Below are 15,398 nucleotides of genomic sequence, written 5' to 3'. Positions count from 1 at the left end.
GGATAATCCGGCTCACACGGGCCGGCGGTAGATCCAGACGCGCGCCGGCGGCAGGTTCAGCCAGACGCGCGGAGAGCCGACTGCGGTGGTCAAGCCAATCGCTTCGCGTGGGATCGGCGGGGTCAGCCCGTATGTGAACTGGATGAAGGGAGCGCCCGGCCGGGAAATGTCGAAACAGTCGTCCAACAGACGAACACGTTGGCGCACGGGCTTGGTCAGCAGCGGCAGGCTCGAAACCGTCGCCGTGAGCGGCTGGTTGAGTCGTCCGGCAAGCGTCTGGCTCGCGGCGTAGGCGTCGCCCTGAATGACCGTGACGCCCGGAAAGCGGCGCTGCAGGAGCGGCACGAATTCTTCGTTGAATTCGACGAGGACCAGTCGCTCCGGCGGCACGCCGCGCTCGATCAGCGCTTCGGTCACGGGGCCCGTGCCAGGGCCTATCTCAAGGACGAAACCCGGTTCCGCTGGATCGACGTAGCGCGCCATCATCCGCGCCAGCGCCTTGCCGGACGGGCTGACCGCCCCGGTGACGAGCGGCTTATCGAGCCATGACTTGAGGAATCGAGCCTCGTCCGTGAAGTCGATGCCCTTCTGCCGCCCAACCCGGCGACGTGAGGTCGGTCTGACAGGCTCGAGCATCGCGGGCGCAGGCTCCGGTGGAGAGCTTTGGCGGGATCGTCAAAAACGACGATGGTCAGGAACTTATACGCCCGACAAGAGCGGGAAAGTCACGCTCCGCCAAAAAACTCCTTCACCCGGCTGAGGAAGCCGGTTGATTCCGGATGGTTCGCCTCCGAGGCCCCTGAGGCGAACTCCTCCAGCAACTCCTTCTGACGACGCGTCAGCCGCTGGGGGATCTCGACAGTCGCCTGAATATACATGTCGCCGAAGTCGCGCGAGCGAAGCACCGGCATGCCTTTGCCCTTGAGGCGGAACTGGGTGCCCGACTGCGTGCCCTCGGGAATCTTCACGCGCGTGCGGCCGCCGTCGATCGTCGGCGCTTCGAACGAGCCGCCGAGCGCAGCCGTCGTCATGGCGAGCGGGACGCGGCAGTAGAGATCCGCGCCGTCGCGCTGAAACAGCGGGTGCGGCTCCATCGACAGGAAGATGTAGAGGTCGCCGGCCGGCCCACCGCGCATCCCGGCCTCGCCTTCGCCGGAAAGGCGGATACGCGTGCCGTCTTCGACGCCCGCGGGGATCGCGACCTCGAGCGTCCGCTCGCGCGTCACGCGGCCGGCGCCCGAGCACGCCTCGCACGGATCGTCGATCGTCTGGCCGCGGCCCTGGCAGCTCGGGCAGGTGCGCTCCATCAGGAAGAAGCCCTGGCTGGAGCGGATCTTGCCGGACCCGCCGCAGGTCGCGCATTGCCGCGGCTTGGAGCCCGGCTTCGCGCCGGTGCCCGAGCACGGCTCGCAGGCGACGCTGGTCGGAATGCGGATCTGCGCCGTCTTGCCGGCGTATGCATCTTCGAGCGTGATCTCCATGTTGTATCGGAGATCGGCCCCGCGCTCGCGGCCGCCGGGGGCGCGCTGTCCGCGCCCGCGACCGTCGCCGAAGAAGCTCTCGAAAATGTCCGACATGAAGTCGTTCATCTCCGGACCGCCGCGCGGCGCGCCGCCCATGCCATTCTCGAAGGCGGCGTGGCCGAACCTGTCATACGCCGCGCGCTTCTGCGGGTCCTTCAGGCAGTCATAGGCCGCGTTCAATTCCTTGAAGCGCGCTTCGGCTTCGGCGTCGCCGGGATTCCGGTCGGGGTGCCAGCGCATCGCGGCCTTGCGATAGGCGGACTTGAGCTGCCCGTCGTCGGCGGAGCGTTCGACCTCGAGCGTCTCGTAAAAGCAGGTGCGGGACATGGATTGGGAGGCTTCCGGCGCGTTTGACGGATCAGGCCCGGCGACCGCGGTTCAGGGACTGGGACGGGCACGCCCCCGCGCCATTCGCAGCGCAGGGGCGGTTTCGAGACAACCCGCTGGTTAGGCGGACTTCTTCTTGTCGTCGACCTCTTCGAAGTCGGCGTCCACCACGTCGTCCTTTTCGGTGCCGCTATGCGTCTGGCCGGCGCCCTCGCCGGCGTCGGCACTGTCGCCCTGACCCTGCTGGTACATGGCTTCACCGAGCTTCATCGAGACCTGCGCCAGCGCGTTGATCTTGGCCTGAATGTCCTCGACATCCTCGCCCGCAAGCGCAGTCCTGAGCTCGGCCACCGCCGCCTCGATCGCCGCCTTGTCGCCGGCCGGAGCCTTGTCGCCAAGGTCGGACACCGTCTTCTCAGTCGAGTGGATCAAAGCCTCGCCCTGGTTCTTGGCCTCGACCAATGCGCGGCGCTTCTTGTCGGCGTCGGCGTTCGCCTCGGCCTCCTTGACCATCTTCTCGATGTCGGCGTCGGAGAGACCGCCGGACGCCTGGATTCGGATCTGCTGTTCCTTGTTCGTCGCCTTGTCCTTGGCGGACACGTTGACGATGCCGTTGGCGTCGATGTCGAAGGTCACCTCGATCTGCGGCACGCCACGCGGCGCCGCCGGAATGCCGACGAGATCGAACTGCCCGAGCATCTTGTTGTCGGCCGCCATTTCGCGCTCGCCCTGGAACACGCGGATCGTCACGGCGGACTGCGAGTCTTCGGCGGTCGAGAAGGTCTGGCTCTTCTTCGTCGGGATCGTAGTGTTGCGATCGATCAGGCGCGTGAACACGCCGCCGAGCGTCTCGATGCCGAGCGACAGCGGCGTCACGTCGAGCAGCAGCACGTCCTTAACATCGCCCTGCAGCACGCCCGCCTGGATAGCGGCGCCGATGGCGACGACCTCATCCGGGTTGACGCCCTTGTGCGGCTCCTTGCCGAAGAACTGCTTCACGACCTCCTGGATCTTCGGCATGCGCGTCATGCCGCCGACCAGAACGACCTCGTCGATCTGACCGGCCGACACGCCGGCGTCCTTCAGAGCGGCCTTGAGCGGCCCGACCGTACGCTGCACGAGATCATCCACCAGGCTCTCGAACTTCGCGCGGGTGAGCTTCAGCGCGAGATGCTTCGGACCCGAGGCGTCGGCCGTGATGTAGGGCAAGTTGATGTCGGTCTGGCTCGCGGACGACAGCTCGATCTTGGCCTTCTCGGCGGCTTCCTTCAGCCGCTGAAGGGCGAGCTTGTCGTTGCGCAGGTCGATGCCCTGCTCGCGCTTGAACTCGTCGGCGAGGTAGCCGACCAGACGCATGTCGAAGTCTTCGCCGCCGAGGAAGGTGTCGCCGTTGGTCGACTTCACCTCGAACACGCCGTCGCCGATCTCAAGCACCGAGATGTCGAACGTGCCGCCGCCGAGGTCGTAGACCGCGATGACGCCCGAGGATTTCTTGTCGAGGCCGTAGGCGAGCGCCGCCGCCGTCGGCTCGTTGATGATGCGCAGCACTTCGAGGCCGGCGATCTTGCCGGCGTCCTTGGTGGCCTGACGCTGGCTATCGTTGAAGTAGGCCGGAACCGTGATGACGGCCTGGGTGACGGTCTGGCCGAGATGAGCCTCCGCCGTCTCCTTCATCTTCTGCAGGGTGTAGGCGGAAATCTGGCTCGGCGAGTGCTTCTTGCCGTCGGCCTCGACCCACGCGTCGCCATTGTCGCCCTTTACGATTTCGTAGGGGACGAGCTTCTTGTCCTTCTCGACCATCGGGTCATCAAAGCGGCGGCCGATCAGGCGCTTCACCGCGAAGAAGGTCTTGTCCGGATTGGTGACCGCCTGGCGCTTGGCCGGCTGGCCGACGAGGCGCTCGCCGCCATCGACGAAAGCGACGATCGAAGGCGTGGTGCGCGCGCCCTCCGCGTTCTCGATCACGCGCGGCTGCGAGCCGTCCATGACCGCCACGCAGGAATTCGTGGTTCCGAGATCGATGCCGATAACCTTGCCCATGCGATGAACCCTCGTCTCTCTAAGCGGACCGGATGGCCCCGAAGCGGCCTGCGCGGAACCGCCCAACGGCGACCCGCATCCCTTCGGTCCCTTGATAATCCCGCGCTCTCGCGGGGTCGGCGGGTATATAAGGACGGCGTTTTCAGGCCGCAAGACGAAGGATGACGCAGCCGTGAGGACCGCCGGCCGGCCGACGCTCGATGCGGCGTCCCGACGCTCGGCTTGCGGGGGCGTGCGCTCCAACGGCGATCGCGCGCTCACGGAGACCCGTTTCGGTCTCCCTCTCCAGCGCCATATCTACGAACGCGGCGGCGCTCCCGCCGCCAAACCCGCGTCCGAGCCCCGCATGAAGTTCAGCCCTGGATATCTGTCGCGCGACGAGCAGTCCTCTCTGCTCGAGGCGCTGCGCGCCGCGCTCGTCGAGGCGCCTCTGTTCACGCCGACCATGCCGCGCACCGGGAAGCCGTTTTCGGTGCGCATGACCAATTTCGGGCCGCTCGGCTGGCTCTCCGACCAAGAGGGTGGCTATCGCTATCAGGCGACGCACCCAACAACCGGTCGGCCCTGGCCCGCGATGCCCGACATTCTGCTGCGCGTGTGGAACGAGATCGGCGGCTATCCCGCGCCGCCGGAGGCGTGCCTCGTGAACTGGTACGAACCGACGGCGCGGATGGGCCTGCATCAGGATCGCGACGAGCAGGATCTCGCCGCGCCGGTGGTTTCGCTCTCGCTCGGCGACACCGCTTTGTTCCGGATCGGCGGCGCCAAGCGGACCGACCCGACGCGTTCCTTCCGCCTGTGCTCCGGCGACGCCATGGCGCTCGCAGCCGAAAGCCGACTGTCGTTCCACGGCGTCGACCGGATCTATCCCGGCACGTCGACGCTGCTCGCCAGTGGCGGCCGCATCAACCTGACCTTGCGGCGCGTGACGAAGCCTTGATCTGCTGACGGCGCCGCCGCGACGATCGAGTTTCGCGGCGCGTTGAACTGCGATAATTACGTCGCAGCCAGACTGACGACGCTTTGCGGCGCGGTGGCCGATCTCTGCGGCCGGGCCAAGGGGATTCGGGGGAACGCTGATGTCCGGACCGATCAAGATCGATGATCTGGCGATGACTTACGCGCCATATCCTTTTGGCGTCATAGCGCCCGTCTTTGACGAGAAGCTCTACGACGAACTACTCTCGACATTCCCCAAGATGGAGCTCTTCAAGTTCCACTCCCAACATGGCGCCAAGTATTCGCTGTCCGAGCGCAGCAATCGGGAGCAGTACGAGAAATTCATTGCTTCCCACGCCGCTTGGCGAGAGGTCCACGCTTTCATCAAGAGCGACGACTTCATCTTTACCGTGCTCGACGCTCTGCGCGATCACGACGTCGATCTTGGGTTCAAGCGTTCGCAACAGTCCCGTGGCAAGCGGATCAAGAAAGCGGCGCGCAGCCTCATGCGTGGGCGGCTCCCTTCCGTGGAGGCGCCGCTTTACTCACGGTTCGAGTTCTCCGCCCTGCCGGCTCACGGCGGCGTCGTGACGCCCCACACCGATGCTCCCGAGAAATTCGTCACGATCGTCTTCTCGATGGTCCGGCCGGGCGAGTGGCAGGACCAGTGGGGCGGCGGCACCGACATCTTGCTCCCGAAGGACGAGACCAAGAGCTTCAACTACATGAACAAGCAGGTTCCGTACGACCAGACCGAGATGACTGCGTCAGTGCCTTACAAGCCCAACCAAGCCATGATCTTCGTCAAGACGCACAATTCTCTTCACGGGGTGCGCCAGATGGTCGGGCCTGAAGGTGCGATGCGGCGCACGCTGACCGTCGTCATCGAACGCGGCTGAGCGACGCTCTTGAGGATCGGGGGCTGCGATTAGCCTCCCGCGTCTTCGCGCTAGCGAGCGAAGATCTTGGCCGCGTCCCGGTTGTGCCCGACCGCTCCGGTCGAGGCCAACAGCTCAGGCGACCTTTCAGTCTTGGAGGGCGCCGCACCGCGATGGGCGGCGGCGATCGCGAGATGGAGGTCGAAAGGTCAGAGGTTCGAATCCTTCATCCTCCGCCGCGTCTACCGCAGCAGCCATCAAGCACGCCCTCGCTCAGGCGAGGGGATGCGCGCAGGATCCGTGATCGGGGGTCGATCACATAGAGAAATGGGAGGAAATGGCGAGCCGACACTCAGGGCTTGCCGAGAATGGTGCCCGGGGGCGGATTCGAACCACCGACACGCGGATTTTCAGTCCGCTGCTCTACCAACTGAGCTACCCGGGCGGGCAAGGCGACCGTTCCAGCCGCCCGAAGCGGGCCGCTTATAGGGTGCGGCGCAAACCCTGTCCAGCCGCCTGGACTTTCGCGACCTCAGTTCCCGCGCGGCGGCTCCGGCTGGTCCTTATCGTCCTCGTCCTGCGCTTCGGCCGGAACGGCGTAGACGCCCGAAAACCAGCGCGACAGGTCGACGTCGGCGCAGCGCTTGGAGCAGAACGGCCGGTATTTCTCGACCATCGGTCGCCCGCAGATCGCGCAGGGTTTGGCCTCCGGATCGTTCACGGCGCCCAGCCGGCGCTGACGGGATAGCCTTCGCCTGCAAGCATCCCCGCGGTCTCGTAGAGCGGCAGCCCGACGACCGCGCCATAGGAGCCGGAGAGCTTGGCCACGAAGCAGCCGGCGAGGCCCTGGATGGCGTATCCGCCGGCCTTGCCCTGCCATTCGCCGCTTTCGAGATAGGCCTCGATCTCGGCCGAAGACAGCCGCTTGAAGCGCACGCGGGTCTCGACGAGGCGGCTCTTCGGCGTTCCCTTGCCCCGCGCGAGCGCGATCGCTGTCGAGACGCGGTGCGCGCGGCCGGAGAGCAGCCGCAGGCAGTCGCCCGCTTCCTCCGCAGTCTCAACCTTCGGCAAAATGCGGCGCCCGACGGCGACTACCGTATCGGCGGCGAGGATCAGCGCGCCTTTCAGCGCGGGGTCCTGGTTCGAGAGCCGCACGCCTGCCTGCGCCTTCTCCTCGGCGAGGCGAAGGGCGAGCGTCCGCGGGCGTTCATTACGGTGAGGCGTCTCGTCGAGCGAGGCCGGCAGCAGCGCGTCGGGCGAGACGCCAATCTGCTCGAGCAGCGCGAGCCTGCGGGGGCTCGCGGAGGCGAGGACGAGTTTCGGCGGTTCCCTGGACATTGCTGTAGCGTCCGGGCCCGCGGCTTACTTGAAGCGGTAGGTGATGCGGCCCTTGGTCAGATCGTAGGGCGTCATCTCGACGAGGATCTTGTCGCCAGCCAGAACGCGAATGCGGTTCTTGCGCATCCGGCCCGCGGTGTGGGCGATGATCTCGTGGTCGTTCTCGAGCTTCACGCGGAACGTCGCGTTCGGAAGCAGTTCGACGACGGTGCCCGGAAATTCGAGCAGTTCTTCTTTCGACATGTGGTCCTGGCAGGTGGAAACGGCTGAGCCGCCCGAAACGCCGGGCGGCGCGCGCGTCGCGATCTCGAAGAACCGGCGTGATACCGGAAAGGAGGTCTTCGCACAACCGAGGAGCCCCGACCGCCCCGAGACGTTCTGCCCCGCCCCTCCCAACTGCTTGAGTGGACCCCTGTGGTCCGCCCGTAATGCGCTTACTTCAGCCGCGCGTTGCCGGCGAACTTGAAGCGCTCGCGGATACGTTGCGCGAGGCTGTCGCGCACGCCGCGATAGGCGTCCAGCACCTGGTCCCGCGACCCCTGCGTCGCCGTCGGATCGATCGTCGGCCAATACTCGACCTCCACCGGCAAGCGGGAGGTCAGGTCGAGCGCCGCGTGGTGAGCTTCCGGCGCGAGCGTGACGATCAGGTCGAAGTTGAGATCTTCGAGATCCTCCAGCGTATGCGGGCGATGCTTGCCAAGCGTCAGGTCGATCTCGTCAAGCGTGGCGGCCACGAAGGGGTCGTTCTCGCCCGGCCGAACGCCCGCGGATGCGACATAGAGCGAGCGGCCGAAATAATGACGGGCGAGCGCTTCGGCGATCGGCGAGCGGACCACATTCTGTCCGCACATGAAGAGCACGGACTGGGGGCGAGACGGGTTTGCGTCGCCGCCGTCGGCCATGCAGGCGTCAGCCCTTCCAGCTCAGCGCGGCGATCAGCGTGAAGAGGCGACGGGCGGTGTCGTGATCGAAACGGATCTTGCCTTTCAGCCGCTCGCTGAGGACCTGCGCGCCCTCGTCGTGCAGGCCACGACGGCCCATGTCGATCGCCTCGATCTGCGACGGGCTCGCGGTGCGGATCGCCGAGCGGTAGCTCTCGCAGATGAAGAAGTAGTCCTTGAGGATCTTCATGAACGGGGTCAGCGAGAGCAGGTGGCTGATCACCTCCTCGCCGCCCTCGCGGCGGATCATCAGGCCGAGCTTCTTGTCGACCAGCGCGATGTGGAGCCTGTAGGGCCCTCCCTCGTCGCCTTCGGGCGAAAATTCGTTCTGCTCGACGAGGTCGTAGATCGCGACCTGCCGCTCCTGTTCGACATCGATGTTGCCGCGACCGATCGATGCGGCGTCGAGTGTGACGGCGATGAGCCGCCTATCCGCCGCCATGCCGCTCAGCCGCCCGGATTCATGCGGATCGCCACCGACCGCGCATGGGCCTCAAGCCCTTCCGCGCGGCCGAGCGCGATCGCGGCAGGGCCGATCGCGCGAAGCTGCTCCGGGCCGCAGCGCAGGATCGACGTCCGCTTGACGAAGTCGAGCACGCCAAGCCCGGAGGCGAAGCGCGCGGTGCGGGCGGTCGGCAGCACATGGTTCGACCCGCCGACATAATCGCCGATCGCTTCCGGCGTGTGGCCGCCGATGAAGATCGCGCCTGCGTGGCGGATCGCGGCGACAAGCGGCTCGGGATCGGCGGTGATAATCTCCAGATGCTCCGGCGCAACCTGATCGGACAGGGGGACCGCGGCGGCGATGTCTTTCACCACGACGATCGCGCCGTAATCCCGCCAGCTCGCGGCGGCGATATCCTTGCGCGGCAGCGTCGAGAGCTGGCGCTCGACCGCCTGTTCGACGGCGTCGGCGAGATCGGGATCGTCGGTGATCAGGATCGACTGCGCGGACGCGTCGTGCTCGGCCTGCGCCAGCAGATCGGCGGCGATCCAGTCGGGATTGGCGGTTCCGTCGGCGATCACGAGCACCTCGGAAGGGCCGGCGATCATGTCGATGCCGACCGTGCCGAACACCCGCCGCTTCGCCGCCGCCACATAGGCGTTGCCGGGTCCGACGATCTTCGCAACCGGCGCGATCGTCTCGGTGCCATAAGCGAGCGCGCCCACGGCCTGCGCGCCGCCGACGCGGAACACCTCGTCGACGCCCGCGAGTTCGGCCGCCGCCAGCACAAGCGGCGCCAGCTTGCCCTCGGGCTGGGGCACGACCATCGCGAGACGCTTCACGCCCGCGACCTTGGCGGGAACCGCGTTCATCAGCACCGAGGAGGGATAGGCCGCCGTGCCCCCCGGCACGTAGAGGCCGACCGAATCGAGCGGTGTCCAGCGCGAACCAAGCTCGACGCCGATCAGGTCGACGTAGCGCTCATCCCTGGGCAGTTGCTTGGCATGGTGCGCCTCGATCCGGTCGCGCGCGAGCGAGAGCGCCGCAAGCGCCTCAGGGTCACACTCGGTCTTGGCCGCCGCGATCTCTTCAGGCGTGACGCGGATGCCGAGGATCGACAGGTCGACCCGGTCGAAACGGTGGGAATAGTCGATCAGCGCCTCGTCGCCGCGCTTGCGGACGTCGGCGAGAATGCCGGCGACCACATGGTCGACGTCTTCGGAAACCTCGCGCTTGGTCGCAAGCAAGTCTGCGAAGGTCTTCGCGAAATTGGGATCGGCGGCGGAAAGGCGAGCGACCAAAGTCAGGCGTCCTCGTCATGCGCGGGTTCGGCGCGCGCGGCCCAGACGGGACCGAGATCGGCCACCTGCGCCTCGATGCATTCGACGTCGAGCCTCAAAGCCGCGCCCCCGGAGAACAGAAACTCGACCGCGCCGCTCGGCTCCTCCGCCTGGGTGAAAGCGATCGTGAGAAGGTTGAGCACGACGTCCGGCGTGGACCGATCCAGCCCGCGAACCGAAACCTTCAGCACCCGGTCGAAGTGTCCAGCCGCGCGGCGGCGGCGTGTCTCGCCTTCCACCCGCCGATCGACGCGGTTGCCGACAAAGGCGAAGCGCTTTTCGCGGGGCAGGAAGACCAGGTCGCCGGTGCGGACGACGAAATCCTGCAGATGCGCCGAGATCACCTCGAGATCCTCGGCGTCGAGGGCCGCCAGTCTCAGGGGATCGTCGGAGGACACGGACATGCGGGGCGAAGCCTGAGGTGCTCGGTCGAAATGCTTATCGCAGAGGTAGCTGGCGGCGAGGCCGAGAGCAACGCTCGGGCTTCCTAACCCGCGACCCGCTCGATCGTCGCGCCGCAGGCGGAGAGCTTGTCCTCCAGCCGCTCAAAGCCGCGGTCGAGGTGGTAGACCCGGTTGACCATCGTCTCACCTTCCGCGGCCAAGCCTGCGATCACGAGCGAGACGGAGGCGCGCAGATCAGTCGCCATCACCGGCGCGCCGGTCAGCTTCTCGACGCCGTCGATCGTCGCGGTGTCGCCGTCGAGGTGGATCCGGGCGCCTAGCCGCGCGAGCTCCTGCACATGCATGAAGCGGTTCTCGAAGATCGTCTCGGTGATCGTCGAGCGTCCCTTTCCGCGGCAGGCGAGCGCCATGAGCTGGGCCTGCAGATCGGTCGGGAAGCCAGGATAAGGCGCGGTCGTGACCGTGACCGGCGCGATGCCGTGGCCGTTGCGCGTGACGCGCACGCCCTCATTGGTGGCGGTGACTTCGGCGCCGGCCTCGACGAGAACGTCGAAAGCGGACTCCAGCAGGTCGTAGCGCGCGCCCTCGAGCAGCACGTCGCCGCCCGCCATCGCGACGGCGATCGCGTAGGTGCCGGTCTCGATGCGATCCGGCAGAACCGAGTGGCGCGCGGCCGACAGTGCGTTCACGCCCTGAATGCGGATCGTGGACGAGCCCGCGCCCTCGATCTTCGCGCCCATCTTGATCAGGCAATCCGCGAGGTCGACGATTTCGGGCTCGCGGGCGGCGTTCTCGATCACCGTCTCGCCACGGGCGAGCGTGGCCGCCATCAGCACCGTATGCGTCGCGCCGACCGAGACCTTCGGGAACACGACGCGGCCGCCGATGAGACCGCCGGCCGGCGCCTTCGCGACGACATAGCCGCTGTCGATGTCAATCGAGGCGCCGAGAGAAGCGAGGCCCGTCAGGAAGAAGTCGACCGGCCGGGTCCCGATCGCGCAGCCGCCGGGCAGCGAGACGCGCGCCTCGCCCATGCGCGCCAGCAACGGCCCGATGACCCAGAAGCTCGCCCGCATCTTCGACACGAGGTCGTAGGGCGCCGTGGTGTCGACGATCTCGGCGGCGGTGAGCCGGACGGTGTCGCCGAGGAAAGGATCCTGCGCGGCGCGCCGACCCTCCACGGTCACTTCGGCGCCGTGATGGCCGAGGATGCGCTTGAGCTGGGCTACGTCGGCGAGGCGCGGCGTATTTTCGAGCGTCAGCGTCTCGGACGTCAGCAGGCTCGCGATCATCAGCGGCAAAGCGGCGTTCTTGGCGCCGGAGATCGAGATGCGGCCGTTGAGCGGCGCGCCGCCGACGATGCGGATGCGGTCCATGAAGGGACCTCCGAGAGGGGCGACGCAGCCTCAGAAACTGCGCGAGCCGAGGGGAAAACCGGGGTCTATCGCAGCGGAGGCCAGGGCACAACGAAAGCCGGCGGACTTCAGGCCCCGCCGTCGTTTTCCGGAGCGCGCTTCGGAGGAGCAGCCGCCTTGCGCTTCCTGAGGTTTTCGCGAAGCGCCGCCGCCGACCGCTCACGCCGTTCCACCTCGCGCGCCTCGACTTCAGCCGAGCGGCCGGTCTTGGGCTTCTGCGGGGGCGAATCGGAGGGCGGCATGGCTGCTGATGCTAGAACGTTTGCAAGCACGCCGACATCACCACGACCGTTATGCCCATCTTCGGACATCCACGACTTGACCGTTGCGCTCTCGCGCAACGGTCAAGTCGTGGATGTCCGAAGATGGGCATAACGGCAGTGCTTCCGAGCTCGGGCCCCTCAGGCAGGCGGCGCCTCGGCAGCGCCGCCGCGCGGGGTGATCGGCGTCAGCATCAGGGCGGCGCCCGGCATCGCTTCGTAGCGGACGGGGGAGTTCTCGCGCGTCAGTTCGCCGTCGGTCGCCACCCAGACGCGGCGGCGGCGGAGTTTGTCGACCTCGACCGTCGTCGCGCGAAAACTCTCGATCAGCGGATTGTCTCGCCAGCGCCCGCGGATCACGTCGTAGCCCAGCCTCAGGCGCTCGCGCATCGTGCCGGCATGGGCGACGATCACCTCGATCTTGCCCTCGTCGAGCCGGGCGCGCCGCCAGCCGCTCTCGAAGGCGTTGTTGGTGACGAGCACGGCCGTCGCATCCACGTGGCGGGGCGAGCCGTCGATCACGAGTTCGTAACGCGACCGGCCTGAGCGGAAGAAGGCGCGGAAGGCCGCCACCGCAAAGCCTGTGAACCGGCCGAGTCCCTTCAGACCTCGCGCCGCCTCGCGCGCCTGCGCCATCTGCGCGAAGAAGCCGAGGCCGGAGATCGAGTGGAACGCCCGCCCGTTCACGGAAGCGAGGTCCACTCGTCGCGGCTCCGAGCGCGCGAGTGCAGCGATCGCCTCCTTCATCTCCGCCGGCACGCCCAGATCGCGGGCGAGCAGGTTCATCGTGCCGAAGGGCAGCACGCCGAAGGTTTTGCGTGACGCGAGCAGCCGGCCGAGCGAACGGGACAGCGAGCCGTCGCCGCCGCCGACGATGATCTCGTCATGATCATCGCCATGCTCGATGTCCTTAAGCGCGGAGGAGAGGTCGCGCGGCGGGACCATCCGCACGTCGACCGCCTTGCCGGCCGCGCCGAACTCGCCGGCCACCAGCTCCGCCGGGCTCTCATGGCTCCCGGCCTTGTTTGCAAGATCCTTCAACGTGCCCGCCCGCGGGTTCAGCAAAACGAGGCAACGGGCCATCAGCGGCGAAACCTCGGTGTGAACAGGAAAACGGAAGCGGGGCGTTCAGATCGTTATAGCGCCCATCGGCTCGAGAGGAATCGTTTCGTCCCATCCCATAGCCGTGAAGGTCGCCGCCATGTGAGGGGGAAGCGGCGCAGAGACTTCCACGGACGGGCGGTTGTTGCTGATCGGGATCGTCAGCGAGCGCGCATGAAGGTGGAGCACGGCCCCGCCGGCGGCCTCAGCTCCGTAGATCGGGTCGCCCAGCAATGGCATGCCGACATGCGCCGCATGGACGCGGATCTGGTGCGTGCGGCCAGTCAGCGGGCGGAACTGGACGAAAGCGAGGCCCGCGCCGCGCGCCAGCACCCGCCATTCAGTCGATGAGGGAAGGCCAGCCGGATCCACCGCCATCCACCAGCCGCGCGTCGGGCTCCGCTTGGCAAGCGGCGCGTCGATCAACCCGGCATCATTGGACGGCGCGCCGCGCGTCACCGCCCAATAGGTCTTGTCCACCCGGCCCTGTGAAAACAGCTTGCCAAGTTTCGCCAAGGCCTTGCGGTGACGCCCGAGCACCAAGCAGCCGCTGGTGTCCTTGTCGAGCCGGTGCGCCAGCGCGGGATTGCGCGGCAGGCCAAACCGCAAGGTCTCGAACATCGCCTCGAGGTTCGCGCCGCCTTTGGGACCGGCATGGACCGGCACGCCGGCCGGCTTGTCGATCACCAGCATCTCCCCGTCGCGGTGCAGCACACGGGCGGGAAGGTCGTCGGGACCGAAGGGCAGGCGCGAGGTCATCGTCAGGGTCTTTACGGCGAGGATGGGCGACCGGTCTCTCCGCACTATGTCGCGGGCATGAAACTCGTCTCCACCGTCTTCGAGGTCGAACCGGAACATGCTTCGGCTTTTCGGGCCGCCGTGTTCGCCAATGCGAACGCCGTCGAGCGCAGCCAAAGCGGCTGCCGCGGCGTGGCGATCGCCGAAGATCCGGACGCGCCCGGCATGTTCCTGACTTCCGCGCTCTACGAGGACGAGCAGGCGGCGGCGGCGCGCCACGCCTCGGAGGCCGCCCTCGCCTTCCAGGAGGCGGTGCGCGGCTTCGTGAAACTGCAGCGCGAGAGGCTGCTCGATATTGACTGAGCGGCGGAGGCGCCCGTGACGCTGCTGGTGGGCGACATCGGTGGGACGAATTCCCGCTTCGGCCTCGCCGGAGGCGACGATCACCGCCCCTACGACATGGAGATCGAACGCGGCGACGACCACGCGACCTTTGAGGACGCCGTTGCCGCTTATCTTGAGAAGCGCGACGCGAGGCCAGACCGCGCCGTCTTCGCGATCGCGGGGCCTGTTGCGGGGCGCGCGGCCCGCCTCACCAATCGCGGCGCGTGGTCCTTCGACGCCGACGCGCTGGAGAAGCGCTTCGGCTTACAACGCGTCGACCTCGTCAACGACTTCGTCGCACAGGCCGCAAGCCTGCCTTATCTAGACGCCTCCGAACTCGCCGCGATCGGCGACGCGCAGCCCACCGACGCGACCAAGGCGGCGCTCGGCCCCGGCACTGGCCTCGGCGTCGCCGGTCTGATGCGGGATGGAGAGCGCTGGATTCCAATCCCAAGCGAAGGCGGCCATATCGAGCTCGCTGCGACGAACGAGCGGGAAGCCGCGATTGTCGCCATCGTCCGCCGCTCGATCGACCGGGTCTCGGCGGAGACGCTGAACTCCGGCATTGGCATGCCGCGTCTGCATGCGGCGCTCGCCGAACTCGACGGCCGCGCTGTGGACCATACGGAAACGCCGAAGATCGTCGCGGCAGCGCAGGCCGGCGAGCCGGCGGCTGTCGAGACGGCGACGCTCTTCCTGACGATGTTCGCGCGCTTCGCCGGGGACATGGCTCTGGTCTTCGGCGCGCGCGGCGGGGTCTATGTCTGTGGCGGCGTGGTCCCACGGCTGAAGGCCCTGATCGACCCGGCCGCCTTCCGCGCCGCCTTCGAGGCGAAGTCGCCGCACGAGGCGATGATGCGCGAGATCGCGACCATCCTCGTCTCATCCGACGTTTCCGGCCTGATCGGTTGCGCCGCCACCGCTCGGAATGGTCCGTAACGCGTTCTCAAACGTAGTCACTCCGAGCAGCCAAACACGGCTGCAGACAGGGAGTGACGAGATGATCTTCAAATCTTTACGCGTGGCGGCGCTTGCGGTCGCATTCGTCGGATCCGCCGTCGCGGCTCAGGCGGCTGAAACCGGAATGATGGACAAGCCTGTGGTCGGGCAGAACACGACGACGACCTCGCCGGACACCGGTGGCCCGATGCAGAAGGCCGGCGCGACGAAGCACAGCTCCATGATGCACAAGAAGACCAAGAAGCCGAAGAAGCGCCCCATGCATCACATGAAGCCGATGTCCGAGAACGGCGATATGCAGAAGACCGGCGGCCCGGGCGGCAAGGGCGAGCCCAAGACCGGCAAGACCCCGATGTAACTGGCCT

At 67.2% G+C, this 15,398-nt stretch carries 19 protein-coding genes and 1 tRNA gene; 5 read left to right on the top strand and 15 right to left on the bottom strand.

All coding sequences use genetic code 11. The annotated features are described in order from the left end of the window. Nucleotides 1-12 precede the first annotated feature (12 nt). The 3 genes from EYR15_RS08655 to dnaK form a co-directional block, all read right to left on the bottom strand. Nucleotides 13-636, bottom strand: a complete 624-nt coding sequence (locus EYR15_RS08655) for a class I SAM-dependent methyltransferase (RefSeq protein ID WP_131003047.1) — start codon at nt 634-636, stop codon at nt 13-15. Between the two features lie 89 nt (nt 637-725). Further along, entirely contained in the window at nt 726-1,850 is a 1,125-nt protein-coding gene (dnaJ, locus tag EYR15_RS08650) for a molecular chaperone DnaJ (protein ID WP_131003045.1), read from the bottom strand. 120 nt (nt 1,851-1,970) lie between these two features. Beyond that, nucleotides 1,971-4,151 carry a molecular chaperone DnaK gene (dnaK, locus tag EYR15_RS08645; protein ID WP_280987207.1) on the bottom strand — a complete coding sequence of 727 codons (2,181 nt, stop codon included), beginning with the start codon at nt 4,149-4,151 and terminating at the stop codon, nt 1,971-1,973. Nucleotides 4,152-4,236: 85 nt separating this feature from the next. Here dnaK and EYR15_RS08640 point away from each other — a divergent pair, with 85 nt between their 5' ends. Then, the gene (locus EYR15_RS08640; RefSeq protein WP_131003044.1) at nt 4,237-4,830 is read left to right on the top strand and encodes an alpha-ketoglutarate-dependent dioxygenase AlkB family protein; all 594 of its coding nucleotides are present in this window, start codon (nt 4,237-4,239) and stop codon (nt 4,828-4,830) included. Nucleotides 4,831-4,969: 139 nt separating this feature from the next. After that, nucleotides 4,970-5,728, top strand: coding sequence for a hypothetical protein (locus tag EYR15_RS08635; protein WP_131003042.1), 759 nt, complete (start codon nt 4,970-4,972; stop codon nt 5,726-5,728). A gap of 348 nt (nt 5,729-6,076) precedes the next feature. On the opposite strand, the gene EYR15_RS08630 is transcribed toward EYR15_RS08635, so the two are convergent. From EYR15_RS08630 to EYR15_RS08575, 12 genes are all read right to left on the bottom strand, one after another. Beyond that, nucleotides 6,077-6,152: transfer RNA gene (locus EYR15_RS08630), tRNA-Phe, on the bottom strand. A gap of 87 nt (nt 6,153-6,239) precedes the next feature. After that, complete coding sequence (locus tag EYR15_RS08625; protein ID WP_382238483.1) at nt 6,240-6,428, bottom strand: DNA gyrase inhibitor YacG; 189 nt, start codon at nt 6,426-6,428, stop codon at nt 6,240-6,242. Continuing rightward, on the bottom strand, nt 6,425-7,045 hold the full coding sequence (locus tag EYR15_RS08620; RefSeq protein WP_131003041.1) for a Maf family nucleotide pyrophosphatase: 621 nt from the start codon (nt 7,043-7,045) through the stop codon (nt 6,425-6,427). Before EYR15_RS08620 ends, EYR15_RS08625 begins: the two co-directional genes overlap by 4 nt. A gap of 24 nt (nt 7,046-7,069) precedes the next feature. Then, nucleotides 7,070-7,288: a translation initiation factor IF-1 gene (infA, locus tag EYR15_RS08615; RefSeq protein WP_131003039.1), complete on the bottom strand. Its 219-nt coding sequence runs from the start codon at nt 7,286-7,288 to the stop codon at nt 7,070-7,072. Nucleotides 7,289-7,479: 191 nt separating this feature from the next. After that, on the bottom strand, nt 7,480-7,947 hold the full coding sequence (locus tag EYR15_RS08610; protein ID WP_131003037.1) for an arsenate-mycothiol transferase ArsC: 468 nt from the start codon (nt 7,945-7,947) through the stop codon (nt 7,480-7,482). A gap of 7 nt (nt 7,948-7,954) precedes the next feature. After that, complete coding sequence (locus EYR15_RS08605) at nt 7,955-8,428, bottom strand: UPF0262 family protein (protein WP_131003035.1); 474 nt, start codon at nt 8,426-8,428, stop codon at nt 7,955-7,957. A 5-nt stretch (nt 8,429-8,433) separates the two neighbouring features. After that, nucleotides 8,434-9,732 (bottom strand): histidinol dehydrogenase, encoded by a 1,299-nt coding sequence (gene hisD, locus EYR15_RS08600; protein WP_131003033.1) that lies wholly within the window; start codon nt 9,730-9,732, stop codon nt 8,434-8,436. 2 nt (nt 9,733-9,734) lie between these two features. Continuing rightward, entirely contained in the window at nt 9,735-10,175 is a 441-nt protein-coding gene (locus EYR15_RS08595; protein WP_131003031.1) for a DUF2948 family protein, read from the bottom strand. A gap of 83 nt (nt 10,176-10,258) precedes the next feature. Beyond that, nucleotides 10,259-11,551 (bottom strand): UDP-N-acetylglucosamine 1-carboxyvinyltransferase, encoded by a 1,293-nt coding sequence (gene murA, locus EYR15_RS08590; RefSeq protein WP_131003029.1) that lies wholly within the window; start codon nt 11,549-11,551, stop codon nt 10,259-10,261. 107 nt (nt 11,552-11,658) lie between these two features. Then, nucleotides 11,659-11,931: a hypothetical protein gene (locus tag EYR15_RS08585; RefSeq protein ID WP_131003027.1), complete on the bottom strand. Its 273-nt coding sequence runs from the start codon at nt 11,929-11,931 to the stop codon at nt 11,659-11,661. Nucleotides 11,932-11,991: 60 nt separating this feature from the next. Next, nucleotides 11,992-12,933 (bottom strand): diacylglycerol/lipid kinase family protein, encoded by a 942-nt coding sequence (locus EYR15_RS08580; protein ID WP_131003025.1) that lies wholly within the window; start codon nt 12,931-12,933, stop codon nt 11,992-11,994. Nucleotides 12,934-12,978: 45 nt separating this feature from the next. Further along, nucleotides 12,979-13,710 carry an RluA family pseudouridine synthase gene (locus EYR15_RS08575; protein WP_131003023.1) on the bottom strand — a complete coding sequence of 244 codons (732 nt, stop codon included), beginning with the start codon at nt 13,708-13,710 and terminating at the stop codon, nt 12,979-12,981. Between the two features lie 57 nt (nt 13,711-13,767). Here EYR15_RS08575 and EYR15_RS08570 point away from each other — a divergent pair, with 57 nt between their 5' ends. From EYR15_RS08570 to EYR15_RS08560, 3 genes are all read left to right on the top strand, one after another. Next, complete coding sequence (locus EYR15_RS08570) at nt 13,768-14,052, top strand: antibiotic biosynthesis monooxygenase (RefSeq protein ID WP_131003021.1); 285 nt, start codon at nt 13,768-13,770, stop codon at nt 14,050-14,052. Between the two features lie 15 nt (nt 14,053-14,067). Continuing rightward, nucleotides 14,068-15,012, top strand: coding sequence for a glucokinase (locus EYR15_RS08565; RefSeq protein ID WP_131003019.1), 945 nt, complete (start codon nt 14,068-14,070; stop codon nt 15,010-15,012). Between the two features lie 61 nt (nt 15,013-15,073). After that, nucleotides 15,074-15,391 carry a hypothetical protein gene (locus EYR15_RS08560; protein ID WP_131003017.1) on the top strand — a complete coding sequence of 106 codons (318 nt, stop codon included), beginning with the start codon at nt 15,074-15,076 and terminating at the stop codon, nt 15,389-15,391. The last annotated feature ends 7 nt before the right edge of the window (nt 15,392-15,398 follow it).

The organism is Hansschlegelia quercus (genome assembly GCF_004310425.1).
In the GTDB taxonomy this organism is placed as follows: Bacteria; Pseudomonadota; Alphaproteobacteria; order Rhizobiales; family Methylopilaceae; genus Methylopila; species Methylopila quercus.
This window is presented reverse-complemented; position numbering and strand designations above follow the sequence as displayed.

Bases quoted from the DNA above. Each gene is read 5' to 3' on its own strand.
- EYR15_RS08595 (WP_131003031.1), bottom strand. From the start codon at position 10,175: ATGTCCGTGTCCTCCGACGATCCCCTGAGACTGGCGGCCCTCGACGCC.
- EYR15_RS08640 (WP_131003044.1), top strand. From the start codon at position 4,237: ATGAAGTTCAGCCCTGGATATCTGTCGCGCGACGAGCAGTCCTCTCTG.
- EYR15_RS08605 (WP_131003035.1), bottom strand. From the start codon at position 8,428: ATGGCGGCGGATAGGCGGCTCATCGCCGTCACACTCGACGCCGCATCG.
- EYR15_RS08620 (WP_131003041.1), bottom strand. From the start codon at position 7,045: ATGTCCAGGGAACCGCCGAAACTCGTCCTCGCCTCCGCGAGCCCCCGC.
- EYR15_RS08560 (WP_131003017.1), top strand. From the start codon at position 15,074: ATGATCTTCAAATCTTTACGCGTGGCGGCGCTTGCGGTCGCATTCGTC.
- EYR15_RS08575 (WP_131003023.1), bottom strand. From the start codon at position 13,710: ATGACCTCGCGCCTGCCCTTCGGTCCCGACGACCTTCCCGCCCGTGTG.
- EYR15_RS08655 (WP_131003047.1), bottom strand. From the start codon at position 636: ATGCTCGAGCCTGTCAGACCGACCTCACGTCGCCGGGTTGGGCGGCAG.
- EYR15_RS08580 (WP_131003025.1), bottom strand. From the start codon at position 12,933: ATGGCCCGTTGCCTCGTTTTGCTGAACCCGCGGGCGGGCACGTTGAAG.
- EYR15_RS08635 (WP_131003042.1), top strand. From the start codon at position 4,970: ATGTCCGGACCGATCAAGATCGATGATCTGGCGATGACTTACGCGCCA.
- EYR15_RS08570 (WP_131003021.1), top strand. From the start codon at position 13,768: ATGAAACTCGTCTCCACCGTCTTCGAGGTCGAACCGGAACATGCTTCG.
- dnaJ (WP_131003045.1), bottom strand. From the start codon at position 1,850: ATGTCCCGCACCTGCTTTTACGAGACGCTCGAGGTCGAACGCTCCGCC.
- murA (WP_131003029.1), bottom strand. From the start codon at position 11,551: ATGGACCGCATCCGCATCGTCGGCGGCGCGCCGCTCAACGGCCGCATC.
- infA (WP_131003039.1), bottom strand. From the start codon at position 7,288: ATGTCGAAAGAAGAACTGCTCGAATTTCCGGGCACCGTCGTCGAACTG.
- EYR15_RS08610 (WP_131003037.1), bottom strand. From the start codon at position 7,947: ATGGCCGACGGCGGCGACGCAAACCCGTCTCGCCCCCAGTCCGTGCTC.